Here is a 19,244-nt window from a genome sequence, read left to right as displayed (position 1 = left end):
CGCCCTATTTTTCGCCTGTCAATATGCGGTGAAACTTGTTCATGCCGCCAATCCAGCGATCATAATTTTCCGTTTTGCGCTGCATATAGTCAATGACTTGGGGGTGCGGCAAAATCAGGAAGGATTCTTCAGCCAGTCCATCGATTACACTTTGCGCCACGGCTTCCGGCTCTATCATGCCATCGGCTGCTGCTGCAGAAACGCCAGCATCTTCCGTATTCGCCGTCATTGCTGTGCGCACCGCTTGCGGGCACAGCATGGAGACTTTGATGCCTTTATGCTTATAGGTCATGGCGATCCACTCGCCAAAGCCTATGGCCGCATGTTTGGTGACGCCATAGGCCGCCCCGCCGACTTGATTGAGCAATCCCGCGGCTGACGCTGTGTTGAGAAAATAGCCATGGCCGCGTTCAATCATACGCGGGATAAGATGCCGTGCGGCATACACATGGGACATGACATTAACGTCCCAGCTTATTTGCCACTCATCATCGGGCGATTGTTCGCTGGCACCGGCACCAAGTCCGGCATTGGAGCAGAAAAGATCAATCGGGCCGCATTCATCTTCCGTGCGTTCAATCAACTGTTTAACATCCGCATCGCGCCCGACATTGGCTGTCATGGCTGTGCAGCCAAAATCCTGTGCAGTTTTTGCGGCATTATCGGCATTGATATCTGCGGCGATCACATGCCGTGCGCCCTCAGCCATGAAGCGTTCAACAAGCGCACGGCCAATTCCGCTGCCCGCGCCTGTCACCACGATAATCTTGTCCTTGATCTGCATATTCTCTCCCATGCCCGCTGCTATCTTCGTGCGCGCTTGGGCATAGGGCTAGCAAACTTCGTTTAGAAAGACGAGATATGCATCGAAATATGGCAGTGATGACAGTCTAATGCAGTTTAAATTTGGGCCGGACGATCTGGTTGACCCTGCCAATTACAATCAAGGCAATGCCTCTCATATAGCCGTGAATGGCTATCAAATGCATACGGTATAATGATTGATAGGCCCAGCGTGCCAACCGCCCTTCAATAGCCATTCTGCCGCCTACCAAATTACCCATCAGGCTGCCAATGGCGGAAAAACGACTAAGAGAAACCAGAGAGCCATGGTCATTATAGACAAAATCTTTCACCGGCTTGTCCTTTTGCAAGCGTATCAGATTTTCAAAAATAAGACTGGCCATTTGGTGCGCTGATTGCGCGCGCGGCGGTACGGGGCGCTCACTGCCCGGCAAGTGACAATAGGCGCAATCGCCCAGTGCAAAGATATGATCGTCCTGACTGGTCTGGAGCGATGGTTTGACAACAAATGTATCAAGCCGGCTCAGTTCTAAATCGCTCATTTGCTGAATGCCATCAGCGCCTTTTACGCCAGCGGCCCAAACGATAAGATCAGCCGCCAAAGGCTCTGCCCCTGCGGTTTCTACGCGATTGGGCAAAATGCCCGTCACGGCTGCTGATGTTCTAACCTCAACACCCAATTGCTCCAACTCGCGATGGGCCGTGTGGGACAATTCCGGGTCCAGCCCGGGCAGGATACGCGGGCCTGCTTCTAACAGTACGACTTTCAACTTGTCTTGAACAAATACCTCTAGGCCATAGGTTTGTAAGGAGCTTGCCGCATTGTGCAGCTCGGCCGCCAGTTCCACACCCGTTGCGCCGCCGCCGATAATGCAGATGCGCACTTCTGCCTCACTATCGCCCGTGCTGTGCAGATGGTTGATCCGCAAACAGGCATTGAGCAAACGTTGGCGAAAATTGTCAGCGTCCGCACGATGTTCAAGGAAGTGTGAATGTTCGCGCACGCCGGGAACACCAAAATCATTCGATACACCGCCAAAGGCGAGGACCAGATAATCATAGCGGATGGTGTGGCGGCTAATAATTTCATTGCCTTCATCGTCCATCAAAGGTGCAGTCGTTATCTGCTTTTTCTCTCGGTCGATCGTTTCCAGCCTGCCATGGAAAAAGCGATAGCCCCAGCGCACCGCATGGCCGCCATAGCCGACTTCATCCATATTGGCATCGAGCGAACCAGCGGCCACTTCATGCAATAATGGCTTCCAGACATGGGTAAGATTGCAATCTACAAGAATGATATCGTGCGTTTTTCGGCTATATTTCGCGCCCAATTTGCGCACCAGTTCCAACCCGCCAGCGCCGCCGCCAACAACAACTATTTGTGTCTTCCTCACCCTGCCATGCTCCATATTGTTCATATGCATGCCCGTCGCACGTACAGTTTGAGCGTTTGAAACAGAATATCGTTCCCAAACGAAACAAACTGCGGCTCTATATGGTATTTTTGCAACTTTTTTGTCTTTGCGTTGTGCCATGAGGTCATTGCCTTAATGCGATAATGGGCGCACTAAGGTTGGATGTTGAGTTATCCTGTCATAGCGGCGCTGGCCTGGGCCATTTTTCTTGGGCTAGGCGGCGGTCTGTTGACCAGTATCGGCCCTTGGTATCGCAATTTGCGCAAACCCAGATGGCAGCCACCTGATTGGCTGTTCGGTCCGGCTTGGACGATCATTCTGGGCTTGGCCGCATGGGCAGGGGTGATTGTGTGGAATATCACTGGCAGCTATGACACGCGTTATATGATCCTCGCGGTATATGGCGCCAATCTTGTCGGACATTTTCTCTGGTCACCGCTTTTCTTTACTTTGCGGCGCCCTGATTGGGCCTTGATAGAGGTGGTGTTTCTCTGGCTTTCTGTGGCTGCAATGTTCGCTCTGAATATCAGCATATCCCAGACAGCGGGGCTTATGATCCTGCCCTATTTGCTATGGGTCAGCTTTGCGGCGGTTCTGAATGCCAAAATTGTGTCGCTCAATCGGCCATTTGGCAACGACACAGAATAATTTATAGGCTGTAAGGCCTAAGCATTATGTTTATTTATTTGTAGCCACAATAGTCTGCGTTGCAGCATTGGCCGCTGCGCGCTGCTCTTGCGTCATATGCAGACCCAGCTTGCTGCGCCGCCACATTATGTCTTCGCCGCTACGGGCAAATTCATGGTTTATCAGATAGCGGATCTCTGCCTCGGTCAAAACATTGCCGAAACATTGCCCCATATCCTCTAACGATGCCATATCCTGCAACAGAATATGGATGCGTGTGCCATAGGCACGGGCGAGATGGTGGCATATATTTACTGGCAACCACGGATATCGCGTTTTGGCTTGGGCCAGAAAGCCATCAAAATCAGCATTGGCAATATCACCGCCGGGAAGCGATTCCTCGCGGGTCCATTTGTCGCCCATTTGCGGATAGAAATCTGCCAATTGTTCCATGGCATGTTCGGCCAATTTACGCGCGGTGGTGATCTTGCCGCCATAGACGGACATGAAGGGCGCACCCTGTGCCAATTCTTCAACGCTCAGTACATAATCGCGTGTAACCGCTGATGCGTCAGCTGCTTTGTCGTCATAAAGCGGGCGAACACCAGAATATGTCCATGCCACATCATCGGGTGTAATGGTTTTCAGAAAATATTCCGAAGCGGCATCGCACAAATAGGAGATTTCATCAGCGCTTATTTCAGGCAGATGATCGGCTTCATCATGCGGAACATCGGTAGTGCCGATGAGCGTATAATCCTGTTCATAGGGAATAGCGAAAACAACGCGTCCATCGCCATTTTGGAAGGTGTAGCAATGTTCGTCATCAAACAATTTGGGCACGACAATATGGCTGCCTTTGACCAGCCTCAGGCTATTGTCATTACGGCCAGGCTTAATGGATTGCAGCACTTCCTCAACCCATGGACCGGCAGCATTGACTATGCCCTTTGCATGTACTGTTTGCTCTTGTCCGTCACTATGGTTGATGATGGCGGTAAAGCCGTTCTCATTACTTTTTAGATCACATACTTTCGCGCCCACGGCTATATCTGCGCCCTTTTCCTTGGCCGCGACAGCGTTGAGCACGACGAGCCGGGCATCCTCAACCCAACAATCAGAATATTCAAAGCCGAAGGTGAAGTCTTTATGCAGAATATTGGCATAGCGGCCCTTGGACAGGCTGACCCGTTTTGATGGTGGCAGCAATTTGCGTCCGCCCATATAGTCATAAAGAAACAGGCCTGCACGTAGCATCCATGCGGGGCGCAAAGTTTTGTCATAAGGCAAAACAAAGCGTAGCGGCCAGATGATGTGCGGCGCACTGCGCAGCATCACTTCACGTTCTTTCAGCGACTCGCGGACCAGCTTAAATTCATAATATTCCAGATAGCGTAAACCACCATGCACCAGCTTGGTGCTGGCCGATGATGTGTGGCGCGCCAGATCATCTTTTTCGCATAATAGCACGGAAAGCCCGCGCCCTGCCGCATCACGGGCAATTGCCGTTCCGTTAATGCCGCCGCCAATGATCAGCAGGTCATATTCAGTTGTGATCTGGTTTGTCATACATTTACAGCCTTTGCCAATTCCTGTCCCCTTTACGGAGGCATTGGTTACAGTGCAAATTTTCATGACGCAGCGCTTGACATATCTATATTTCTGAAATAACAGAAATTACGAAAGGAAATAATCATGGGCGTTGAACGGTATCCAGAAGCGATGGAGTTTATCCTGCATTGGGGTGAGATGGGGACCCATTGGGGTGCTAATCGTTCAGTCGCGCAAGTACATGCGCTGCTATATTTAAGTGATGAGCCACTGGATGCAGAGGCCATTTGCACTGCACTGGATATTGCGCGCTCCAATGTGTCCACTGCCTTAAAAGAATTGCAAGGCTATGGCATTATCACGCGCAGTCACAAACCTGGAGAACGCCGCGACTTTTTTCAAGCAGAGACCGAATTGTGGGATCTTTTTATGGCCATCACTGCAGAGCGCAAAAGGCGGGAAATTGACCCGACTATCGCCAAACTCGCCGCATTGCAGGAACGCATGGAGCATAATAAAGACCTACCCGCACATATCAGGGAACGGATTGGCAATATGCACCAATTTATTGGGCGTCTGACTGGCTGGTACGAACAAGTGCGCGGCCTCAAAAAATCGACATTGATCGCGCTGATGAATTTGGGTGCCAAGGTTGCTCGGTTCATTCCGGGTAGTGGCAAGGCATCAGCGGGTGACTAGCGCCTAAAATGTCCCTTGGCAGGCCTATTCGATGTGTAAGGGTCGCATAAGTCAGGCCCGCAACCAAAGACATCCAAACATACAGAGCAGAACACACCAGATTCACATATCACAATTGGCATATCTATATATTTCAGTTTTTACCGAAATAACAATTAAAGGAGAATATCAATGACCATAATTGCTTATAGCCTATATCTGATATTGGCCATCGGGATGACCATATGGGTCGCGCATAGCCTGTCTGTAAACGGCAAAGTCTATCTGGTGCGCTATTTGGCGGATGATGATCAATTGGCGACGTCGGTAAACCATTTGCTGGTAGTCGGTTTTTATCTCGTCAATCTGGGTTTTATCTCTCTAGCGCTCAGCCAGGCTGGTGAAGTGGCCTCTATTGAAGGCATATTCCGCTTTCTGGGGTTGCATGTTGGTTTGGCGCTTCTGCTGCTGGGCGGAATGCACTTCTTCAATATGGGCGCGATTAACCGGCATGGTGACAAAATCGCCCGTTGGTATGGGGATCGCTGGACCGTTCCGGCAAGCCCGCCCGAACCCAGCCAACGCAGTGCTGATCGCCTGCTGGATTGATACAGATAGCGTTTATAGTGACTTTTCGAAGATCATATATTCACGGTTGATGGTGGCACCAATGGCATCTGCTATGGCCACCATCCCCTGATTATCTTCCAATATCCACCCGATTTCACCGCGCACTGCGCCATAATTTTTCACGGCCTCACGGCGGATATATTCTATCATCATAAAGGCCAATTGGCTGGCCAGCCGTGTATTCTGAAATTTTGATGACACGCCCATAAGCGGAACGCGAACCGAATGGGAACGGCAATTGCGCAGCCACCACAGCAATTTGGCCCAGCCCAAGGGGAATAGATTGCCATCTAGTGAGCGCAGCGCTTCATTCAGATTAGGAATGGTCATCATAAATGCGACAGGCTCGCCTTCAACCTCTGCAATCATGATAAGGTCTTCACGCACAAGCGGTTTCATCTTTTTGCCGACATGGGCAATCTCACTATCTGTGAGTGGAACAAAGCCCCAATTTTTTGACCATGCATCATTCAAAATGCCCATGAGAATGGCCGCTTCCTGGTCGAATTTGTCTTTATTAACACGCCGGATGTTGATCCGTTCACTACGCTCACCAGATTTGACGATGCGTTGAATCAGGGGAGGGAAATCCTTCAATATATCAAGGTCATATGTATAGAGCGACTTTGCATCTTTATACCCTGCGGCCTTTATCCAGTCCTGTTTATGTTCATGGTCATGCCCCATCATCACAATCGGCTCATGGTCAAACCCTTTGGTCAGAACGCCAGGCTCATCCCATATGGATAGGCTGAGAGGACCAACAGCGCGTGACATGCCCTGTTCGCGCAGCCAATCCTCGGCCGCAGCTATCAACGCCTGCGCAACATTTTTATCTTCAGCGTCCAACATGCCCCAATTGCCGGTTCCGGGGCCAAAGCCCTGCTCAATGGGTTGCGTAAGTGCCAGTTCGTCAATATGTGCCGAAATACGTCCAACAATTCGGCCAGCGCGGGTTGCAATCATGGGTTGGACGCGGGCATGTTCGAAAAAGGGGTTCTTTTTTGGATTGAACAAATCAAATTGTTCTTGCCGTAGCGGTGGCACCCAATTGGGCGTATTGGTGTTTAATCTATAGCCAATATCAATAAAGGCCGACAAAGCTGCTTTGCCCTTAACCTGCGATATGGTGATGTCATTGCTATGGGCCATGTCCGTCTCTCATTAGCGCGGCAACCGCAATCTATTGCAATGCTGCAGCTATCTTATGTCATTCATACTATTTTTGCACCTATTGCCGAAAGCGTCTGACAAATGTCAAGCGACACGAGACGGTGGCGTTGTATCACAACCCTGTCCCAGAGATGCATTCTGTCTTAAACACCCCGTCATCGTATTGCTGCCTTGATGCTGCCACTTTGATTTATATATGGCTGTGTGCGATATGGAAAACATTATGAACAGCAATATGGCCGAACAACAGGCCGAATTTACCAAAGGCCAAGAGCCCGATCCGGTGACAGCCGGCTTTCAAGCAGATGCCAATGCTCAGCGGCTGCGCTTTCAAAAGAGCGAGGATATGGAGCTGGTCAGGCTTGCGGCAAAGCTGACGCGCGAACATAGCCAGCATGATGGTCGGATCTATTGGACGGACTTTCTGGGTTCGGCGTTACTGGGTTATGCAGCGATGTTGGGCGCCATGCTAGCGGGCAATATATTCCTTATTCTGGCATTTGGTGTGGTTTCGGTGTTGGCGCTTTATCGCGCGGGCAGCTTCATCCACGAAATTTCACATATGAAGAAAAACTCTGTGCGCGGTTTCAAATGGGGCTGGAATCTGTTCATCGGTGTGCCGTTGATGATGCCAAGTTTCATGTATGAAGGCGTCCATAATCTGCATCATAACAAAACCCGTTATGGCACGGAGAAAGACCCTGAATATCTGCCGCTGGCATTGATGAAGCCTTGGACTGTGCCGCTCTTTGTTATGGTCGCGGCGCTTGCGCCCATCGCCTTGTTGCTGCGTTATGCCGTTCTGACTCCGCTTTCGTTTCTGATTCCGCCGCTGCGCACTATTGTGGTCGAGCGCTATTCCGGGCTGGTTATCAATCCTATTTTCCGCCGCAAAATGCCGGAAGGCGAAGCGCGGCGCGATTGGCTGCTTTTGGAGGGTGCGACGAGCCTATGGGCTATCGGCCTTATCAGCCTTACCAGCCTGTCCATCATACCGCTTGGCTATTTTCTGACCTATTTGGTAATCTTATCAGTATCGGTTGTCATCAATCAGGTGCGCACATTGGTTGCGCATTTGTGGGAGAATGAGGGTGAACCGATGAGCGTTACAGCGCAATATCTCGACAGCGTGAATGTACCTCCGCCTGCGACATTGCCTGAATTATGGGCGCCGGTCGGCTTGCGCTATCATGCGCTCCACCACTTGCTGCCCAGCATTCCCTATCATGAACTGGGCAAGGCGCACCGCAAACTGGTCGAGACTTTGCCAAGTCACTCGCCTTATTGGGCTGCCAATTATAAAGGCTTGCCTGGTCTGGTTACGCGTTTGGTAAAAAGCACATTTGGCACGCATAACGTCTGAGTTGCGATCAGGTGGTTTGCCGTATAAGAACATTACCAAAATTAAAGCCGCAAAATGCGTGCAGTCTTGCCAAGCGCTTGCTTATCATCTGCGTCCAGTGCGAACTTTAGGCCCAGCCAGATCACCATCAACATTGCTGTCAGCATAATCCCCAAACGGGCTAAATCTGGCTGTTGCGCTATGCCCTTGCTGATGATGATCAGCAGGATAGATCCGGCAGATTGTTGTAACACCGCCCAAAGGAAGTGCCGGTCCCATGCCGGTATTTTGTCAAAATATTTTAGCTCTAGAACGGCCACCCAGCTGGCAACGCTGACGCCAATGGCAACGGCCAATGCCATGCCAACCGCGCCGGCTTCGGGGGGCAGAAAATAATAGCATATGGCCGCAGCAACGAGCCCCAAAAGGCTGTTGATGAGGGGCAATGCGCGGTGGCCTGTCATTTCAACGATCGGGGTTGCTGCGCCCAATAATGTCTCGCCAGCACGGCCTGCCAGCAACACGATCAATATCGGCAGCGCCACACTTGCCTCGCGCGGGAAGAGCATCAATATCACATCACCGATCAGAGCCATCGCCATGGCCAAAGGCAGCATGATGATCGCTGCCAGTCTGTTGGCGAAACCATATAGCGGCGCAATGGCCTTGCGGTCCGTCTTTGCCTGCGCAGATGATAAAGGTGCCAGCACATATAAAAATGCCTGCCGCACAATTAGCGGCACTGAAGCGACTTTGCGCGCAATCACATAAAGGGCAGAGGCTTGTAGTCCAACAGTCCCTGATATGGTCAATGTTAGCAAAACAGGTGGCAGGTCATTAAAGGCCCTGCGCGTAATGATGGGCGGCATCATCGCCAGACCGGTTGCCAAAATATTGCGCCGCATACCGGTGGGCGCTTTGGCGGTTAATATCAGTTTTGCATCATAATAGCGGGCCAGCAAGCGCAGCGCGAAAACGCCAGTAATGGCCAGTGAGGCAATATGCGCAGCGAACAGGCCGAACAAAGTATAGCCCAGTGCAAAGAATATACCCGCTATGACAAGGCGGCTGACTTGTTCCCAAAAAATGCGCAACCGGATTTCTGGCCCAAATGCACGCTGCGCACGGACGGCGGCGGTCGCAATTTCAAGCAGGATGAGCAGCGGTAAGGAGATGCTGAAAATACGGATGAGCCATATCAGATCGCTTTGTGATAGCGCCGTACCGGAAAAATAGGGCGCAATATGTGGTGCAGCGATACCGATCACGATCACGGCTAAGATGACGGGCACCATAGCGGCCAAGAGCGTGAAGCGGACAATGGCATGGGCCTGTTCGTCATTATCTGCGCCGGGCACAAGCCTTTGCAGAGCCTGATGCAAACCCAGATTAAGCGAAAAGCCAAGCAGGCTGATGGCGGACCAGAAAGCGGCATACAGACCATAGGTGGCCAGACCGAACATCCAGATATAGGCGGGTTGCGCCGCCAGTTCGACCAAGGCACCAAGCCGCGCCATTGCTGCCATTCCAGCACCTTTTCCGACATCTGACTTGCCGATTGTCGGTGCGTCTTCGCTATTCTTCGGTGCGGACAAGAACTGTCTCACCAATGAGCAGGAACAATATGAAGGGCGCCCATGCTGCTAGTAAAGGCGGATAAGCATCGAGACTGCCCATGGACAGCGCGAAATTGTCAGCAACAAAATAGGCAAAGCCCAGCGCCATGGCGATAACGGCGCGGAAGAAAAGCCGCCCGGACCGCGCCAGACCAAAAGCGGCTATCGCGCCCAATAATGGCATCAAGATTGACGAAAGCGGGCTGGAAATTTTGTGCCAATAGGTTGTTTCCAAATCATTGGCCCGGCGACCGGCTGCACGCAATTCTTCAATCACCTCACCCAGTTCGCCAAAAGACAATCCCGCAGCATTGATATTGGCCAGCGTAAATTGGTCCGGCGTTACGCCCTTGCCGACAATACGGTCCGCAACCCGCCTTTTATTGCCAGAGACCAGATCAAAAACAAATGGCTCCTGCAATGTCCATTGCGCGCCATCAAAGCTGGCATTGTCGGCGGAAATAATTTCCCGCAAGCCGCCATTATCATCGCGCACATAGACATTGAGGCCGCTGAGCTGTGTATCCTTACCCGAACCAGAGACGGATGCTACACGGATAACATCATTGCCATCACGCACATAGACATTGGTACGGCTGTTCAGATCTTTGGGAATGGGTCCATATTCTGCTGCTTCCCACAATGTTAAAGTGGCTGTGGCCTTGGAAACAATGCGATCATTAAAGGCAAAGGCCAATATGGCGACAGCAAGGCTGGTCAGCAGCAGCGGTGCCAATATCTGGTGTGCAGACAATCCTGCGGCCTTCATCGAGACTATCTCGCTATTCTGATTTAACGTGGCCAGCGTAACAATGGTCGCCAAAAGGACTGAAAAGGGCAGAAACTGTGCAATAAGCTGCGGCACGCGCAGACTGATATAAGTTAGCAATTCCGCTTGTCCATTGCCGGGATAGGCCAATATCGTGCCGCTTTCGCCTAGCAGATCGAGGCTTTGTAACACCAGAACCAAAAGCGCAAGCAGCGCCAATATCCGCACAAAAAACATGCGAGCCATATACAATCCGGTGGTGCGGGACGGGAAGAATTCCAACTGCATATACCGACCTAGCTATTGTGAATCTGGCGTTTGCGGCCGATGGACATCATGCCTTTAAGGAAGCTGCCAGACTTGGAGAAAAAGCGTTCCAGCGCACCAATGGGTTGCCCCCCCGGAACATAGGAAACGGTGTAGAACATCCACAATATCATGCCGGAGAAGAGTATAAACGGCCCCCATAACGCAATGATGGGGTCAATATAGCCCAGTGCGCCGACATCCTCCCCATATTGGTTTATCTTATGATAGGTCACAATGATGATGATCGACAGAAAGACGCCTAGAGCAGATGTTGATCTTTTGGGGGGAATAGCCAGAGCAACCGCCAATAATGGCATGAGCATCATCATCACTACCTCGACAATGCGAAAGTGGAAACTTGCTCGGCTGCTATTGCGTTCGTCCTGTGAAATATTGGCATCAGTGCCTATCCGCACCAGCTCGGGCAAGGTATATTCCCTGTCCTTACCGCCACGATCACGAAAGGCCTCAATCTTGGGCAGGTCTATCGGCAGATCATGGCTGCTGAAATTTAAGATACGCGGCGAAACATAGCTTTTATTGTCATGGACCAGCCTGCCATCCTGCAAACGCAATATGATTGTGTCTGGATCGTCAGTGGCAAGAAACTGGCCTTCGCTGGCGGTGACGGTAATTACATCGTCATTCTTGTTTGATGCCCGCACAAATATGCCTGAAAGGCTGCGGCCTTCATCGCGGCTGCTTTCTATTCGCATGGTCATATCATCGCCAAAACTGGTAAACTCACCGACTTTGATAGATGCACCCAATGCGCCAGAGCGCAATTCAAAGCCCAAACGTTCATAGGCATAGCGCGACTCCGGCTGGATCCAGCCAACCAAAGCGAGATTTATGCCCGCCAAAATGATTGCGATGATGAATGGCACGCGCAGCAACCGGCCATAGCCAAGTCCAACGGCGCGAAAGACATCAAGTTCTGATGACAGGGACAATTTGCGAAACGCCAGCAAAACACCCAATAGCAAACCGATAGGGATGCCAAGCGAGAGATATTCAGGGATGAGATTGGCCAGCATCCGCCAGACTACACTGACCGGTCCACCTTCGGCTGCCACAAAGTCAAATAATCGCCGCATTTTGTCGAGCAACAGCAACATGGCCGCGATTAACAATGTGAAAACCAGCGGCACCAGCACCAAGCGCGCAATATATCGGTCCGTGGCGGTCAGGAATTTCAACTTATTGTCCTTCTATCACCATGATTTGGCCGCAAAGCATATCCATTATGTTTCTATAGCAAAATGACATGCACGCTGGCTTCCATTAGCCTGCAACATATAGAGGACAGGATCAAAAAGACCATGGTGAACTTTACCAATCTAACCGCAAAAGCAGCAATCTTGCTAGGTGGCTTGGTATTGGTGGCCTCTCCAGCGCAAGCGCAGCGAGAGAAAATAGACAATGATATGCGTTTGTGCCGCGCCGGTTCTGCTAAGCCTGCAGTCTTGGTCGAAGTGGTAGGCTTTAAAAATTCTGCTGGCCGCATTCGCGTACAATCTTATCGCGCGACAAAGCAATCATGGCTGAAAAAAGGCCAATGGATTAACCGCATTGATATTCCTGTAGCGGTAAGCGGCAACAAAATGCTCTTTTGTGTGCCTGTTCCAGCAGTTGGCGACTATGGTATAGCCGTGCGTCATGATCTTGATGGCAATGGCAAATCAGGATGGAGTGACGGCGGCGGCTTTTCCGGTAATCCAGATATTTCTCTCACCAATCTTAAACCATCTGTTCGAAAAACCCGCATTGCCGTTGGCAAAGGTATTAAGCGCATTCGCGTTGTACTGAACTATCGTCAGGGTCTTTCCATTGAGCCATTGAAAACAACATGACATTAATTGCCCTTCTGTCCAATCCGCAATCGACCGGCAACAAGTCTGGCCTGCCCGAAATGCGAGCCTTTTGTGCACATGAACCGGATATCTTCCATTATGAGGTAGAGGCCGTTGACCAGATTGCCATGGCTTTGAAGTCCATTGCTCTGGTGAAACCCAAAGTGCTGATCATCAATGGCGGTGACGGAACGGTACAGGCAACATTGACCGAAATGTATCAAGGTGGCCATTTCGGTGATAACCCGCCACCTATTGCGGTTTTGCCAAACGGCAAGACCAATTTGATTGCGCTTGATCTTGGCGCGCAAGGTGATGCTCTGGTTGCTTTGAAACAAATGCTGGATATCACCCGTAATGATCTGGAAAATCATGTTGTGGTGCGCAAGTTGATCGCATTGTCAGATGATGCTCATCCTACGCCGGTATTGGGCATGTTTCTGGGTGGTGCAGGGCTTGCAGATATTATCCTCTATTGCCGTAATAAGATTTACCCGCTGGGTCTGCCCAATAGCATCAGCCATTTTATCGCTGCAGTGGCGACTATTGTGTCGCTCATGTTCAATGCCAGCGCACGTTTCCTGCCCGTGACATCGTCAAATATGCGCATCTCAATGGTGCGTCATGGAGAGATTCAGGGCAATTTCTCGGTATTGATGGTCACTACGCTGGAAAAATTATTGCTGCGGAGCAAGACCGGCAAAGAAACCGCCGAATATGTCGACAATATGAAATTTGTTGCGGTCGAAAATAACCGTTCGGGTCTTTGGACGATGATCCGCGATACGATGGCAGGCCGCTTCGGTTCGCGTGCAGGTGCCGGTTTGCATCTTGAGCGTGACGATGTGATCGAAATAGAAAGCGATCGTGGTTGTGTCGTGCTGGATGGCGAATTGTTTGAAGCGCGCAGTGGGCGGCCCATTACATTGCGCACTACTGAGCCTGTTCCGTTTTTGCGGCTCGCCGCCTAAGCCGGCCCATGGGCCCGGACTTTTCAGAACTCATAGCGGATGAGCTGGCGACGCCGGTTGACCCGCGCATCAATGCCTTTGCCGCAGCAATTGCCGCGCGCTACCCCAAGGCTGCACAAGCGGTTATGTTCTACGGTTCGTGCCTGCGCAGTGAGCGTCTTGAAGGCGAGATGCTGGATTTCTATCTCATCGTTTCAGACTATCGCGAGGCCTATGGCGATAGCTGGATGGTGCGGGCCAATGAGCTTATTCCTCCTAATGTTTTCCCTGCTGAATATCAGGGTTTAGTGGCCAAATTCGCTGTCCTCAGCGCACATGATTTTTATCGGCTAAACAGGCCAGAGGCTGATACTGTGTCGGTCTGGGCACGCTTCGCGCAGCCAGCGCGTTTGGTCTGGACTGCGGGGCAGGATGTTACAGCGCGAACGATAGAGGCGGTTGCTGGAGCGACGCCGACCTTATTGCGTGCGGCTATTGCCGACCACGGTGCCGGAGATGTTGAAGTTGCGGATCTGTGGCATCGTGGTTTTCAGCTAACCTATAATGCCGAACTGCGGGCCGAGCGAAAGAGCCGCGCACAATCGGTTGTTGCATTCGACCCCGAACGTTATCGCGCCTTCACCTCTGCGGCGCTGGACAAGACGGGTTTTGAGGCCGTTTTGCGAGGCGGGACAATCAATATTGCGGGTGGTCAAGATGATGCCATGGCCGCCGAACGTGCACGCTGGCCAAAACTGCGCCGCCGCGGCAAATGGATGACGCTGGCACGGCTGGCCAAAGCAAGCGGCACCTATGCTGGCGGCATTGATTATCTTGCATGGAAGATCAACCGCCATGCGGGTACGCAAATCACTATTCGCCCTTGGCAGCGCAAATGGCCCTTATTGGGCGCATTGACGCTATTGCCAAGGTTGCTGCTCAAAGGGGCAGTGCGCTAAAGCCATATCCGGTGAGCGGCATATTATCGCGCCCATATCATCCAGGGAGCGTATTGATTTCTACTGTGTTGGTAAGCGTTTTGTGCACGGGGCACTTATCGGCAATTTCCAATAACCGCTTTCTTTGATCCGCATCCAAATCACCCTCTATAACGATAACACGGTCAATAATATCAACGCGGTTCTGTGTGTTGTTACAGTCTTCGCAATCGGCTTTGTGCTCGCGGCTATGCTCCAATGTCACCTCAACATGGGTGAGTGACCACTTTTTGCGTGCGGCATATATTTGCAAGGTCATAGCCGTACAGGCACCCAAAGATGATAATAGCAGGTCATAGGGTGTCGGCCCCAGATTATCCCCGCCAAAGCTGCGCGGTTCATCGGCCAGCCATTGATGATCTGGCGTTTGCACCAATTGGGTGAAGGTGTTGCCGATACTCGCCAGATGGACCAAACCAGCATCCAGATCATTTTCTACCGGTGGTGCGGCATCCAAATAGCCATCGGCCCAATGCGCAATCTGCGCCGCAACATTTTGCGCAGCACCATCACGGGTTAGCAAATGGTCCGCATTGCCTAAGGTAACAAGGCTCTTGGGCTGCGCTGCATCGGCGTAAATTGCCTCAGCCTCGCTAAACGGCACGATCGCATCATCGGGGGCGTGGAGGATCAATAGAGGTCGTGCCAATTTGGCGAGTCGTTCGGATTGTGGTTGGCCGCGCATTTGATTCACAAAATGATCAGTGACGTGAAAGTCTCGCCCGCCTAGTTTTACCACGGCCTCGCCTTTGGATTCGACTTCTGCCAATTGTGTGCCCAATTGCTCTAAAACATGATCGACCATGTGCGGTGCGCCCACTGTGGCAACGGCCCGTGCTTCGGGGATGAATTCAGCAGCAGCAATGACCGCAGCCCCGCCTAGCGAATGGCCAACCAGCAATTGCGGTGCACTGCTGCCCGCAAACTCAGGACCATGGTCACGCAGCGCATCTGCCGCGGCTACCAGATCCTGCACATTGGCAGAAAAGCCACTATCAGCAAAGTCACCTTCGCTTCCGCCTAGACCAGTAAAGTCAAAGCGTAAGGTGGCGATACCTGAATCGGCCAAAGCGGCGGCGATACGGGTCGCACCATGGCTTGATTTGGTGCAGGTAAAGCAATGCGCAAATAAAGCGACTGCGCGTATTTGACCATCGATCGGGCGTTCTAGGCGGCCATCAAGTTTTTGGCCGTTGCTGCCTGTAAAGCGGAACTTCTCTGTTTTGTGTGTCATCTCTTTGCTTGGCCTTTATTTGGGAATGGGATTATTATCTTTACGACGCCCTTCAGGGCATCAAATATCTTTATAATCGGGTTTGCGTTTGGCGAAAAAGGCTTTGGCTGCTTCCCGGCTGTCTTCTGTCTGGGCCAGCATTACTTGTTGGCGATCTTCCAAAGCCATGGCTGCATCAAAGCTGGGTGCATCAATATTGCGGTTCAGCGCGTCCTTGGTCAGGCGCAGCCCCATGGGCGCTGTGTCCAGCATTTCCTCCGCTAGTGCCAGCCCCATGGTCAACAGCTCTTTTTCCTCGGTAATATCGCTGATCAGGCCGGTTGCTTTGGCGCGTTCGGCATGAATGAATCTGCCGGTTAATATCAGCTCGCTAGCCAGACTAGCACCCACCAGACGTGGCAGAAAATAGCTGGAGCCCATATCACAACCGCCTAGGCCGATCTTGATATAGGCCGCATTCATTTTTAGCGAAGGCGCTCCATAGCGGACATCGCTAGCCAATAATAAAGAAAAGCCACCGCCACAGGCCGCGCCTTGTGCCAGAGAAATAATCGGCTGCGGACAACTGCGCATTAACTGCATGACTGTGGCAATAGCGCGCTGCGTTTTCCATGCTTTATGTACCGGCCCAGTTTCGCTTTGGTCTTGAACCCAGCCATTAAGATCAAGCCCAGCGCAGAAAGTTGGCCCGTTGGCGCGCAAGATGATGACGCGCACATCGTGCCGGTCCTGCGCAGCGCGGAAATAATCCTGCAAGGCAAAGACCATATCGGCATTCATGCTGTTCAGTTTATCCGGACGGTTGAGCGTTACAATGTCCACTGCGCCGCGCTGTTCGATCAAAATTGCTGTGCTCATACCGGCTCTCTTTCATCATCAAAATATCGCCGCATGATTATAGACTGATAGCGGCCTAAAAGACCACAGTGCGCGAACCATTGAGCAGCACACGATCATCAATATGGCTGCGCACAGCGCGGGCCAATACGCGGCATTCAATATCGCGGCCCTTGGCGACCAGATCGGCCGCGCTGTCGGCATGGCTAATAGGCTCTACATCTTGCGCGATAATCGGCCCTTCGTCCAGATCAGCGGTGACATAATGTGCGGTAGCACCAATCATCTTTACGCCGCGTGCATGTGCCTGATGATAGGGTTTTGCGCCTTTGAAACCGGGCAGGAAGCTGTGATGAATATTGATGCAGCGCCCTTCCAGCCAGCGAGCCATGTCATCAGAAAGAATCTGCATATAGCGCGCCAATATCACAAGCTGCGCCCCGCTTTGTTCAATCAGATCGCGTATGGCGGCCTCTTGCTGCGCTTTGGTATCAGCGGTCACTGGTAAGTGGTGATAGGGAATATCACCGATCAATGATGGCTTGCTGTCATTGCGCGCATGGTTAGAGGCAATGGCGACGATATCCATTTCCAGCTCACCAATATGTTTGCGATAGAGCAAATCTTCCAGACAATGGTCAAATTTGGATACCAATATCAGCACTTTTCTGCGTTCATGGGTGCTGCGCATGGTCCAGTCCATAGCGTGAAGCTCCGCCAATTCTCCAAAGCCTTGCCGCAAGGCATCCGCGCTAATCGTCATATCCAACGCCTCAAAACGCACCCGCATGAAGAAGCGGTGTGTTTCGACATCGTTAAATTGCTGAGAGCGCAAGATATTGCATTGCCGCTGCGCCAAATAGCCCGAAACAGCGGCCACCAATCCCGGCCTGTCAGCGCAGGACAGGGTAAGGATCATATCCCTATTTATCATGGATCAGATAACGCCGACCTGTTTGCCAGCGGCTTCGAACATGCCCAATATCTGCTGTACTTGCTCCGCTGTATGTTCTGCGCAAAGCGAGCAGCGCAGCAAGGTCATGCCTTTTGGCGTTGCAGGCGGGCGCGCCAGATTGACATAAAGGCCATTTTCCAGAAGCGCCTGCCACAGCATTGCGCCTTTGGTCAGGTCTTCCAGCACGACGGCAATGATAGCAGATTGCGGGGTATCCGTGCCCAGAGTGAAGCCCAAATCCTGCAATCCTTTGTGCAAAGTCTTGCTATTTTCCCACAAATGCGCGCGCTTATTGCCAGCATGCATCAGCTTGCGAATACTGGTTGTCGCCGTCGCCACCACAGATGGCGGCAGGCTGGCCGTAAAAATATAGGGGCGTGAAACAAGGCGCAAAATTTCAAATTTCGGGTGGTTGGAGACACAAAAGCCGCCCACTGTACCAACGCTTTTTGAGAATGTGCCGATGATGAAATCTACATCATCAATCACGCCCGCTTCCTCACATACGCCGCGGCCATTTTCACCGACAAAGCCCATAGAATGTGCTTCATCAACCAATGTCATAGCGCCATATTTTTTGCAGACAGCCACCATTTCTTTCAGCGGTGCCACATCGCCCAGCATGGAATAGACGCCTTCCAGCACGACCAGCTTACCAGCCTCTTCAGGCAGACGTTTCAAACGCTTTTCAAGAGCTTCTACATCATTATGGCGAAACGCCACAATTTCTGCATTGCCCATGGAGCAGCCATCATAAATGCTGGCATGGCTATCAATATCCAAAATGATATAATCGCCTTTGCCCGCCAGCGCCGAAATGGTGCCAAGGTTCGCTTGATACCCCGTAGAATAGACCATGGCATGGTCCATATTATAAAATTCTTTCAGCGCATCTTCGCAATCGCGGTGACCGCGATAGGTGCCGTTTAGCACGCGGCTGCCTGTGGTGCCGCTGCCGAAATTTTCCAGCGCATCCTTGCCCGCATCAATCACATCAGGGTCAAAGGTCATGCCCATATAATTATAGGTGCCCAGCAAGATGGTTTCCTGGCCATTACAGATCGCCACTGTGGGTGATTTCACCTCTTCCATCACCAGCGAAAACGGGTCACGCACGCCTTTGCCCAGCAGTGTTTCGCGCTCTTCGATCAGTGGATCAAATTTGGAAAGCAAGTCTACCATATATGTCGTCCTGGCCTTATTGTCTGGTGCGGCTTATTCGGCCAGCTTTTCGACAGCATCGACCAATTGGCCCACTGTCTCAATCTCTGCCTGCATATTCATGGTGATGATGATGTCAAATTCGTCTTCAATCGCAGCGACAAAATCCATTACGGTCAGGCTGTCCCATTCCAAATCGCCGGCAAAGGTGGTGCTTTCGTCCAATGCGACACCCTTATTGTTAAAGGGCGTAATTTGTTCGGCGACTTTTGCAAATGTCGCGCTGCGATCTGTCATTTCACTTTCCTTTTTATGGATAAGGTTGCGGAGCAGAGATGCTCT

General features: G+C 51.6%; 19 protein-coding genes. 7 read left to right on the top strand and 12 right to left on the bottom strand.

Going from position 1 to position 19,244, the window contains the following annotated elements; translation table 11 throughout:
- Nucleotides 1-4: 4 nt before the first annotated feature.
- Both ACR9YC_RS12355 and ACR9YC_RS12350 read right to left on the bottom strand, forming a co-directional pair.
- Complete coding sequence (locus ACR9YC_RS12355) at nucleotides 5-784, bottom strand: SDR family oxidoreductase (RefSeq protein ID WP_438728094.1); 780 nt, start codon at nucleotides 782-784, stop codon at nucleotides 5-7.
- A gap of 106 nt (nucleotides 785-890) precedes the next feature.
- Nucleotides 891-2,222: an NAD(P)/FAD-dependent oxidoreductase gene (locus tag ACR9YC_RS12350; protein ID WP_438728092.1), complete on the bottom strand. Its 1,332-nt coding sequence runs from the start codon at nucleotides 2,220-2,222 to the stop codon at nucleotides 891-893.
- A gap of 159 nt (nucleotides 2,223-2,381) precedes the next feature.
- Here ACR9YC_RS12350 and ACR9YC_RS12345 point away from each other — a divergent pair, with 159 nt between their 5' ends.
- A complete protein-coding gene (locus ACR9YC_RS12345; protein ID WP_438728090.1) occupies nucleotides 2,382-2,867 on the top strand; it encodes a TspO/MBR family protein in 486 nt (161 codons plus the stop codon).
- 30 nt (nucleotides 2,868-2,897) lie between these two features.
- Here the strand turns inward: ACR9YC_RS12345 and glpD are convergent, their stop codons facing one another.
- Nucleotides 2,898-4,415: a glycerol-3-phosphate dehydrogenase gene (glpD, locus tag ACR9YC_RS12340; RefSeq protein ID WP_438728088.1), complete on the bottom strand. Its 1,518-nt coding sequence runs from the start codon at nucleotides 4,413-4,415 to the stop codon at nucleotides 2,898-2,900.
- 126 nt (nucleotides 4,416-4,541) lie between these two features.
- Here glpD and ACR9YC_RS12335 point away from each other — a divergent pair, with 126 nt between their 5' ends.
- Nucleotides 4,542-5,096 (top strand): GbsR/MarR family transcriptional regulator, encoded by a 555-nt coding sequence (locus tag ACR9YC_RS12335; protein WP_438728086.1) that lies wholly within the window; start codon nucleotides 4,542-4,544, stop codon nucleotides 5,094-5,096.
- Between the two features lie 171 nt (nucleotides 5,097-5,267).
- Nucleotides 5,268-5,684: a hypothetical protein gene (locus ACR9YC_RS12330; RefSeq protein ID WP_438728083.1), complete on the top strand. Its 417-nt coding sequence runs from the start codon at nucleotides 5,268-5,270 to the stop codon at nucleotides 5,682-5,684.
- Nucleotides 5,685-5,696: 12 nt separating this feature from the next.
- On the opposite strand, the gene ACR9YC_RS12325 is transcribed toward ACR9YC_RS12330, so the two are convergent.
- Nucleotides 5,697-6,857 carry an N-acetyltransferase gene (locus ACR9YC_RS12325; protein WP_438728080.1) on the bottom strand — a complete coding sequence of 387 codons (1,161 nt, stop codon included), beginning with the start codon at nucleotides 6,855-6,857 and terminating at the stop codon, nucleotides 5,697-5,699.
- A 244-nt stretch (nucleotides 6,858-7,101) separates the two neighbouring features.
- Between ACR9YC_RS12325 and ACR9YC_RS12320 the strand changes: the two genes are divergently transcribed.
- Complete coding sequence (locus tag ACR9YC_RS12320; protein WP_438728078.1) at nucleotides 7,102-8,241, top strand: fatty acid desaturase family protein; 1,140 nt, start codon at nucleotides 7,102-7,104, stop codon at nucleotides 8,239-8,241.
- A 41-nt stretch (nucleotides 8,242-8,282) separates the two neighbouring features.
- Here ACR9YC_RS12320 and ACR9YC_RS12315 read toward each other — a convergent pair whose 3' ends face one another.
- Genes ACR9YC_RS12315 through lptF form a run of 3 tightly spaced genes read right to left on the bottom strand, consistent with a single transcriptional unit; the run spans nucleotide 8,283 to nucleotide 12,113 of the window.
- Nucleotides 8,283-9,815 (bottom strand): lipopolysaccharide biosynthesis protein, encoded by a 1,533-nt coding sequence (locus ACR9YC_RS12315; protein ID WP_438728076.1) that lies wholly within the window; start codon nucleotides 9,813-9,815, stop codon nucleotides 8,283-8,285.
- The gene (lptG, locus tag ACR9YC_RS12310) at nucleotides 9,796-10,893 is read right to left on the bottom strand and encodes an LPS export ABC transporter permease LptG (RefSeq protein WP_438728074.1); all 1,098 of its coding nucleotides are present in this window, start codon (nucleotides 10,891-10,893) and stop codon (nucleotides 9,796-9,798) included. Before lptG ends, ACR9YC_RS12315 begins: the two co-directional genes overlap by 20 nt.
- A gap of 8 nt (nucleotides 10,894-10,901) precedes the next feature.
- Nucleotides 10,902-12,113 (bottom strand): LPS export ABC transporter permease LptF, encoded by a 1,212-nt coding sequence (gene lptF, locus ACR9YC_RS12305; protein WP_438728072.1) that lies wholly within the window; start codon nucleotides 12,111-12,113, stop codon nucleotides 10,902-10,904.
- Nucleotides 12,114-12,236: 123 nt separating this feature from the next.
- Between lptF and ACR9YC_RS12300 the strand changes: the two genes are divergently transcribed.
- The 3 genes from ACR9YC_RS12300 to ACR9YC_RS12290 are packed head-to-tail and all read left to right on the top strand — an operon-like array spanning nucleotide 12,237 to nucleotide 14,676.
- Nucleotides 12,237-12,767 carry a DUF2141 domain-containing protein gene (locus tag ACR9YC_RS12300; RefSeq protein ID WP_438728070.1) on the top strand — a complete coding sequence of 177 codons (531 nt, stop codon included), beginning with the start codon at nucleotides 12,237-12,239 and terminating at the stop codon, nucleotides 12,765-12,767.
- Nucleotides 12,764-13,738 carry a diacylglycerol kinase family protein gene (locus tag ACR9YC_RS12295; protein WP_438728068.1) on the top strand — a complete coding sequence of 325 codons (975 nt, stop codon included), beginning with the start codon at nucleotides 12,764-12,766 and terminating at the stop codon, nucleotides 13,736-13,738. Before ACR9YC_RS12300 ends, ACR9YC_RS12295 begins: the two co-directional genes overlap by 4 nt.
- A gap of 8 nt (nucleotides 13,739-13,746) precedes the next feature.
- Nucleotides 13,747-14,676, top strand: coding sequence for a hypothetical protein (locus tag ACR9YC_RS12290; protein WP_438728066.1), 930 nt, complete (start codon nucleotides 13,747-13,749; stop codon nucleotides 14,674-14,676).
- Between the two features lie 37 nt (nucleotides 14,677-14,713).
- Here the strand turns inward: ACR9YC_RS12290 and ACR9YC_RS12285 are convergent, their stop codons facing one another.
- Genes ACR9YC_RS12285 through ACR9YC_RS12265 form a run of 5 tightly spaced genes read right to left on the bottom strand, consistent with a single transcriptional unit; the run spans nucleotide 14,714 to nucleotide 19,199 of the window.
- Nucleotides 14,714-15,949, bottom strand: coding sequence for a bifunctional alpha/beta hydrolase/OsmC family protein (locus ACR9YC_RS12285; RefSeq protein WP_438728064.1), 1,236 nt, complete (start codon nucleotides 15,947-15,949; stop codon nucleotides 14,714-14,716).
- Between the two features lie 60 nt (nucleotides 15,950-16,009).
- On the bottom strand, nucleotides 16,010-16,807 hold the full coding sequence (locus tag ACR9YC_RS12280) for an enoyl-CoA hydratase/isomerase family protein (protein WP_438728062.1): 798 nt from the start codon (nucleotides 16,805-16,807) through the stop codon (nucleotides 16,010-16,012).
- Between the two features lie 55 nt (nucleotides 16,808-16,862).
- Complete coding sequence (gene purU, locus ACR9YC_RS12275) at nucleotides 16,863-17,717, bottom strand: formyltetrahydrofolate deformylase (protein WP_438731825.1); 855 nt, start codon at nucleotides 17,715-17,717, stop codon at nucleotides 16,863-16,865.
- A 6-nt stretch (nucleotides 17,718-17,723) separates the two neighbouring features.
- Entirely contained in the window at nucleotides 17,724-18,923 is a 1,200-nt protein-coding gene (spt, locus tag ACR9YC_RS12270; RefSeq protein ID WP_438728060.1) for a serine palmitoyltransferase, read from the bottom strand.
- 33 nt (nucleotides 18,924-18,956) lie between these two features.
- Entirely contained in the window at nucleotides 18,957-19,199 is a 243-nt protein-coding gene (locus ACR9YC_RS12265; protein ID WP_438728058.1) for an acyl carrier protein, read from the bottom strand.
- Nucleotides 19,200-19,244 lie beyond the last annotated feature (45 nt).

The organism is Parasphingorhabdus sp. DH2-15, assembly GCF_051668705.1.
In the GTDB taxonomy this organism is placed as follows: Bacteria; Pseudomonadota; Alphaproteobacteria; order Sphingomonadales; family Sphingomonadaceae; genus Alterisphingorhabdus.
The sequence above is the reverse complement of the archived record's forward strand: the minus strand, read 5'-3'. Positions and strand labels throughout refer to the sequence as shown.

Excerpts from the sequence above, each read along its gene's own strand:
- ACR9YC_RS12355 (WP_438728094.1), bottom strand. The coding sequence starts at position 784 with ATGCAGATCAAGGACAAGATTATCGTGGTGACAGGCGCGGGCAGCGGA.
- ACR9YC_RS12350 (WP_438728092.1), bottom strand. The coding sequence starts at position 2,222 with ATGAACAATATGGAGCATGGCAGGGTGAGGAAGACACAAATAGTTGTT.
- ACR9YC_RS12345 (WP_438728090.1), top strand. The coding sequence starts at position 2,382 with ATGTTGAGTTATCCTGTCATAGCGGCGCTGGCCTGGGCCATTTTTCTT.
- glpD (WP_438728088.1), bottom strand. The coding sequence starts at position 4,415 with ATGACAAACCAGATCACAACTGAATATGACCTGCTGATCATTGGCGGC.
- ACR9YC_RS12335 (WP_438728086.1), top strand. The coding sequence starts at position 4,542 with ATGGGCGTTGAACGGTATCCAGAAGCGATGGAGTTTATCCTGCATTGG.
- ACR9YC_RS12330 (WP_438728083.1), top strand. The coding sequence starts at position 5,268 with ATGACCATAATTGCTTATAGCCTATATCTGATATTGGCCATCGGGATG.
- ACR9YC_RS12325 (WP_438728080.1), bottom strand. The coding sequence starts at position 6,857 with ATGGCCCATAGCAATGACATCACCATATCGCAGGTTAAGGGCAAAGCA.
- ACR9YC_RS12320 (WP_438728078.1), top strand. The coding sequence starts at position 7,102 with ATGAACAGCAATATGGCCGAACAACAGGCCGAATTTACCAAAGGCCAA.
- lptG (WP_438728074.1), bottom strand. The coding sequence starts at position 10,893 with ATGCAGTTGGAATTCTTCCCGTCCCGCACCACCGGATTGTATATGGCT.
- ACR9YC_RS12300 (WP_438728070.1), top strand. The coding sequence starts at position 12,237 with ATGGTGAACTTTACCAATCTAACCGCAAAAGCAGCAATCTTGCTAGGT.
- ACR9YC_RS12295 (WP_438728068.1), top strand. The coding sequence starts at position 12,764 with ATGACATTAATTGCCCTTCTGTCCAATCCGCAATCGACCGGCAACAAG.
- ACR9YC_RS12290 (WP_438728066.1), top strand. The coding sequence starts at position 13,747 with ATGGGCCCGGACTTTTCAGAACTCATAGCGGATGAGCTGGCGACGCCG.
- ACR9YC_RS12285 (WP_438728064.1), bottom strand. The coding sequence starts at position 15,949 with ATGACACACAAAACAGAGAAGTTCCGCTTTACAGGCAGCAACGGCCAA.
- ACR9YC_RS12280 (WP_438728062.1), bottom strand. The coding sequence starts at position 16,807 with ATGAGCACAGCAATTTTGATCGAACAGCGCGGCGCAGTGGACATTGTA.
- spt (WP_438728060.1), bottom strand. The coding sequence starts at position 18,923 with ATGGTAGACTTGCTTTCCAAATTTGATCCACTGATCGAAGAGCGCGAA.
- ACR9YC_RS12265 (WP_438728058.1), bottom strand. The coding sequence starts at position 19,199 with ATGACAGATCGCAGCGCGACATTTGCAAAAGTCGCCGAACAAATTACG.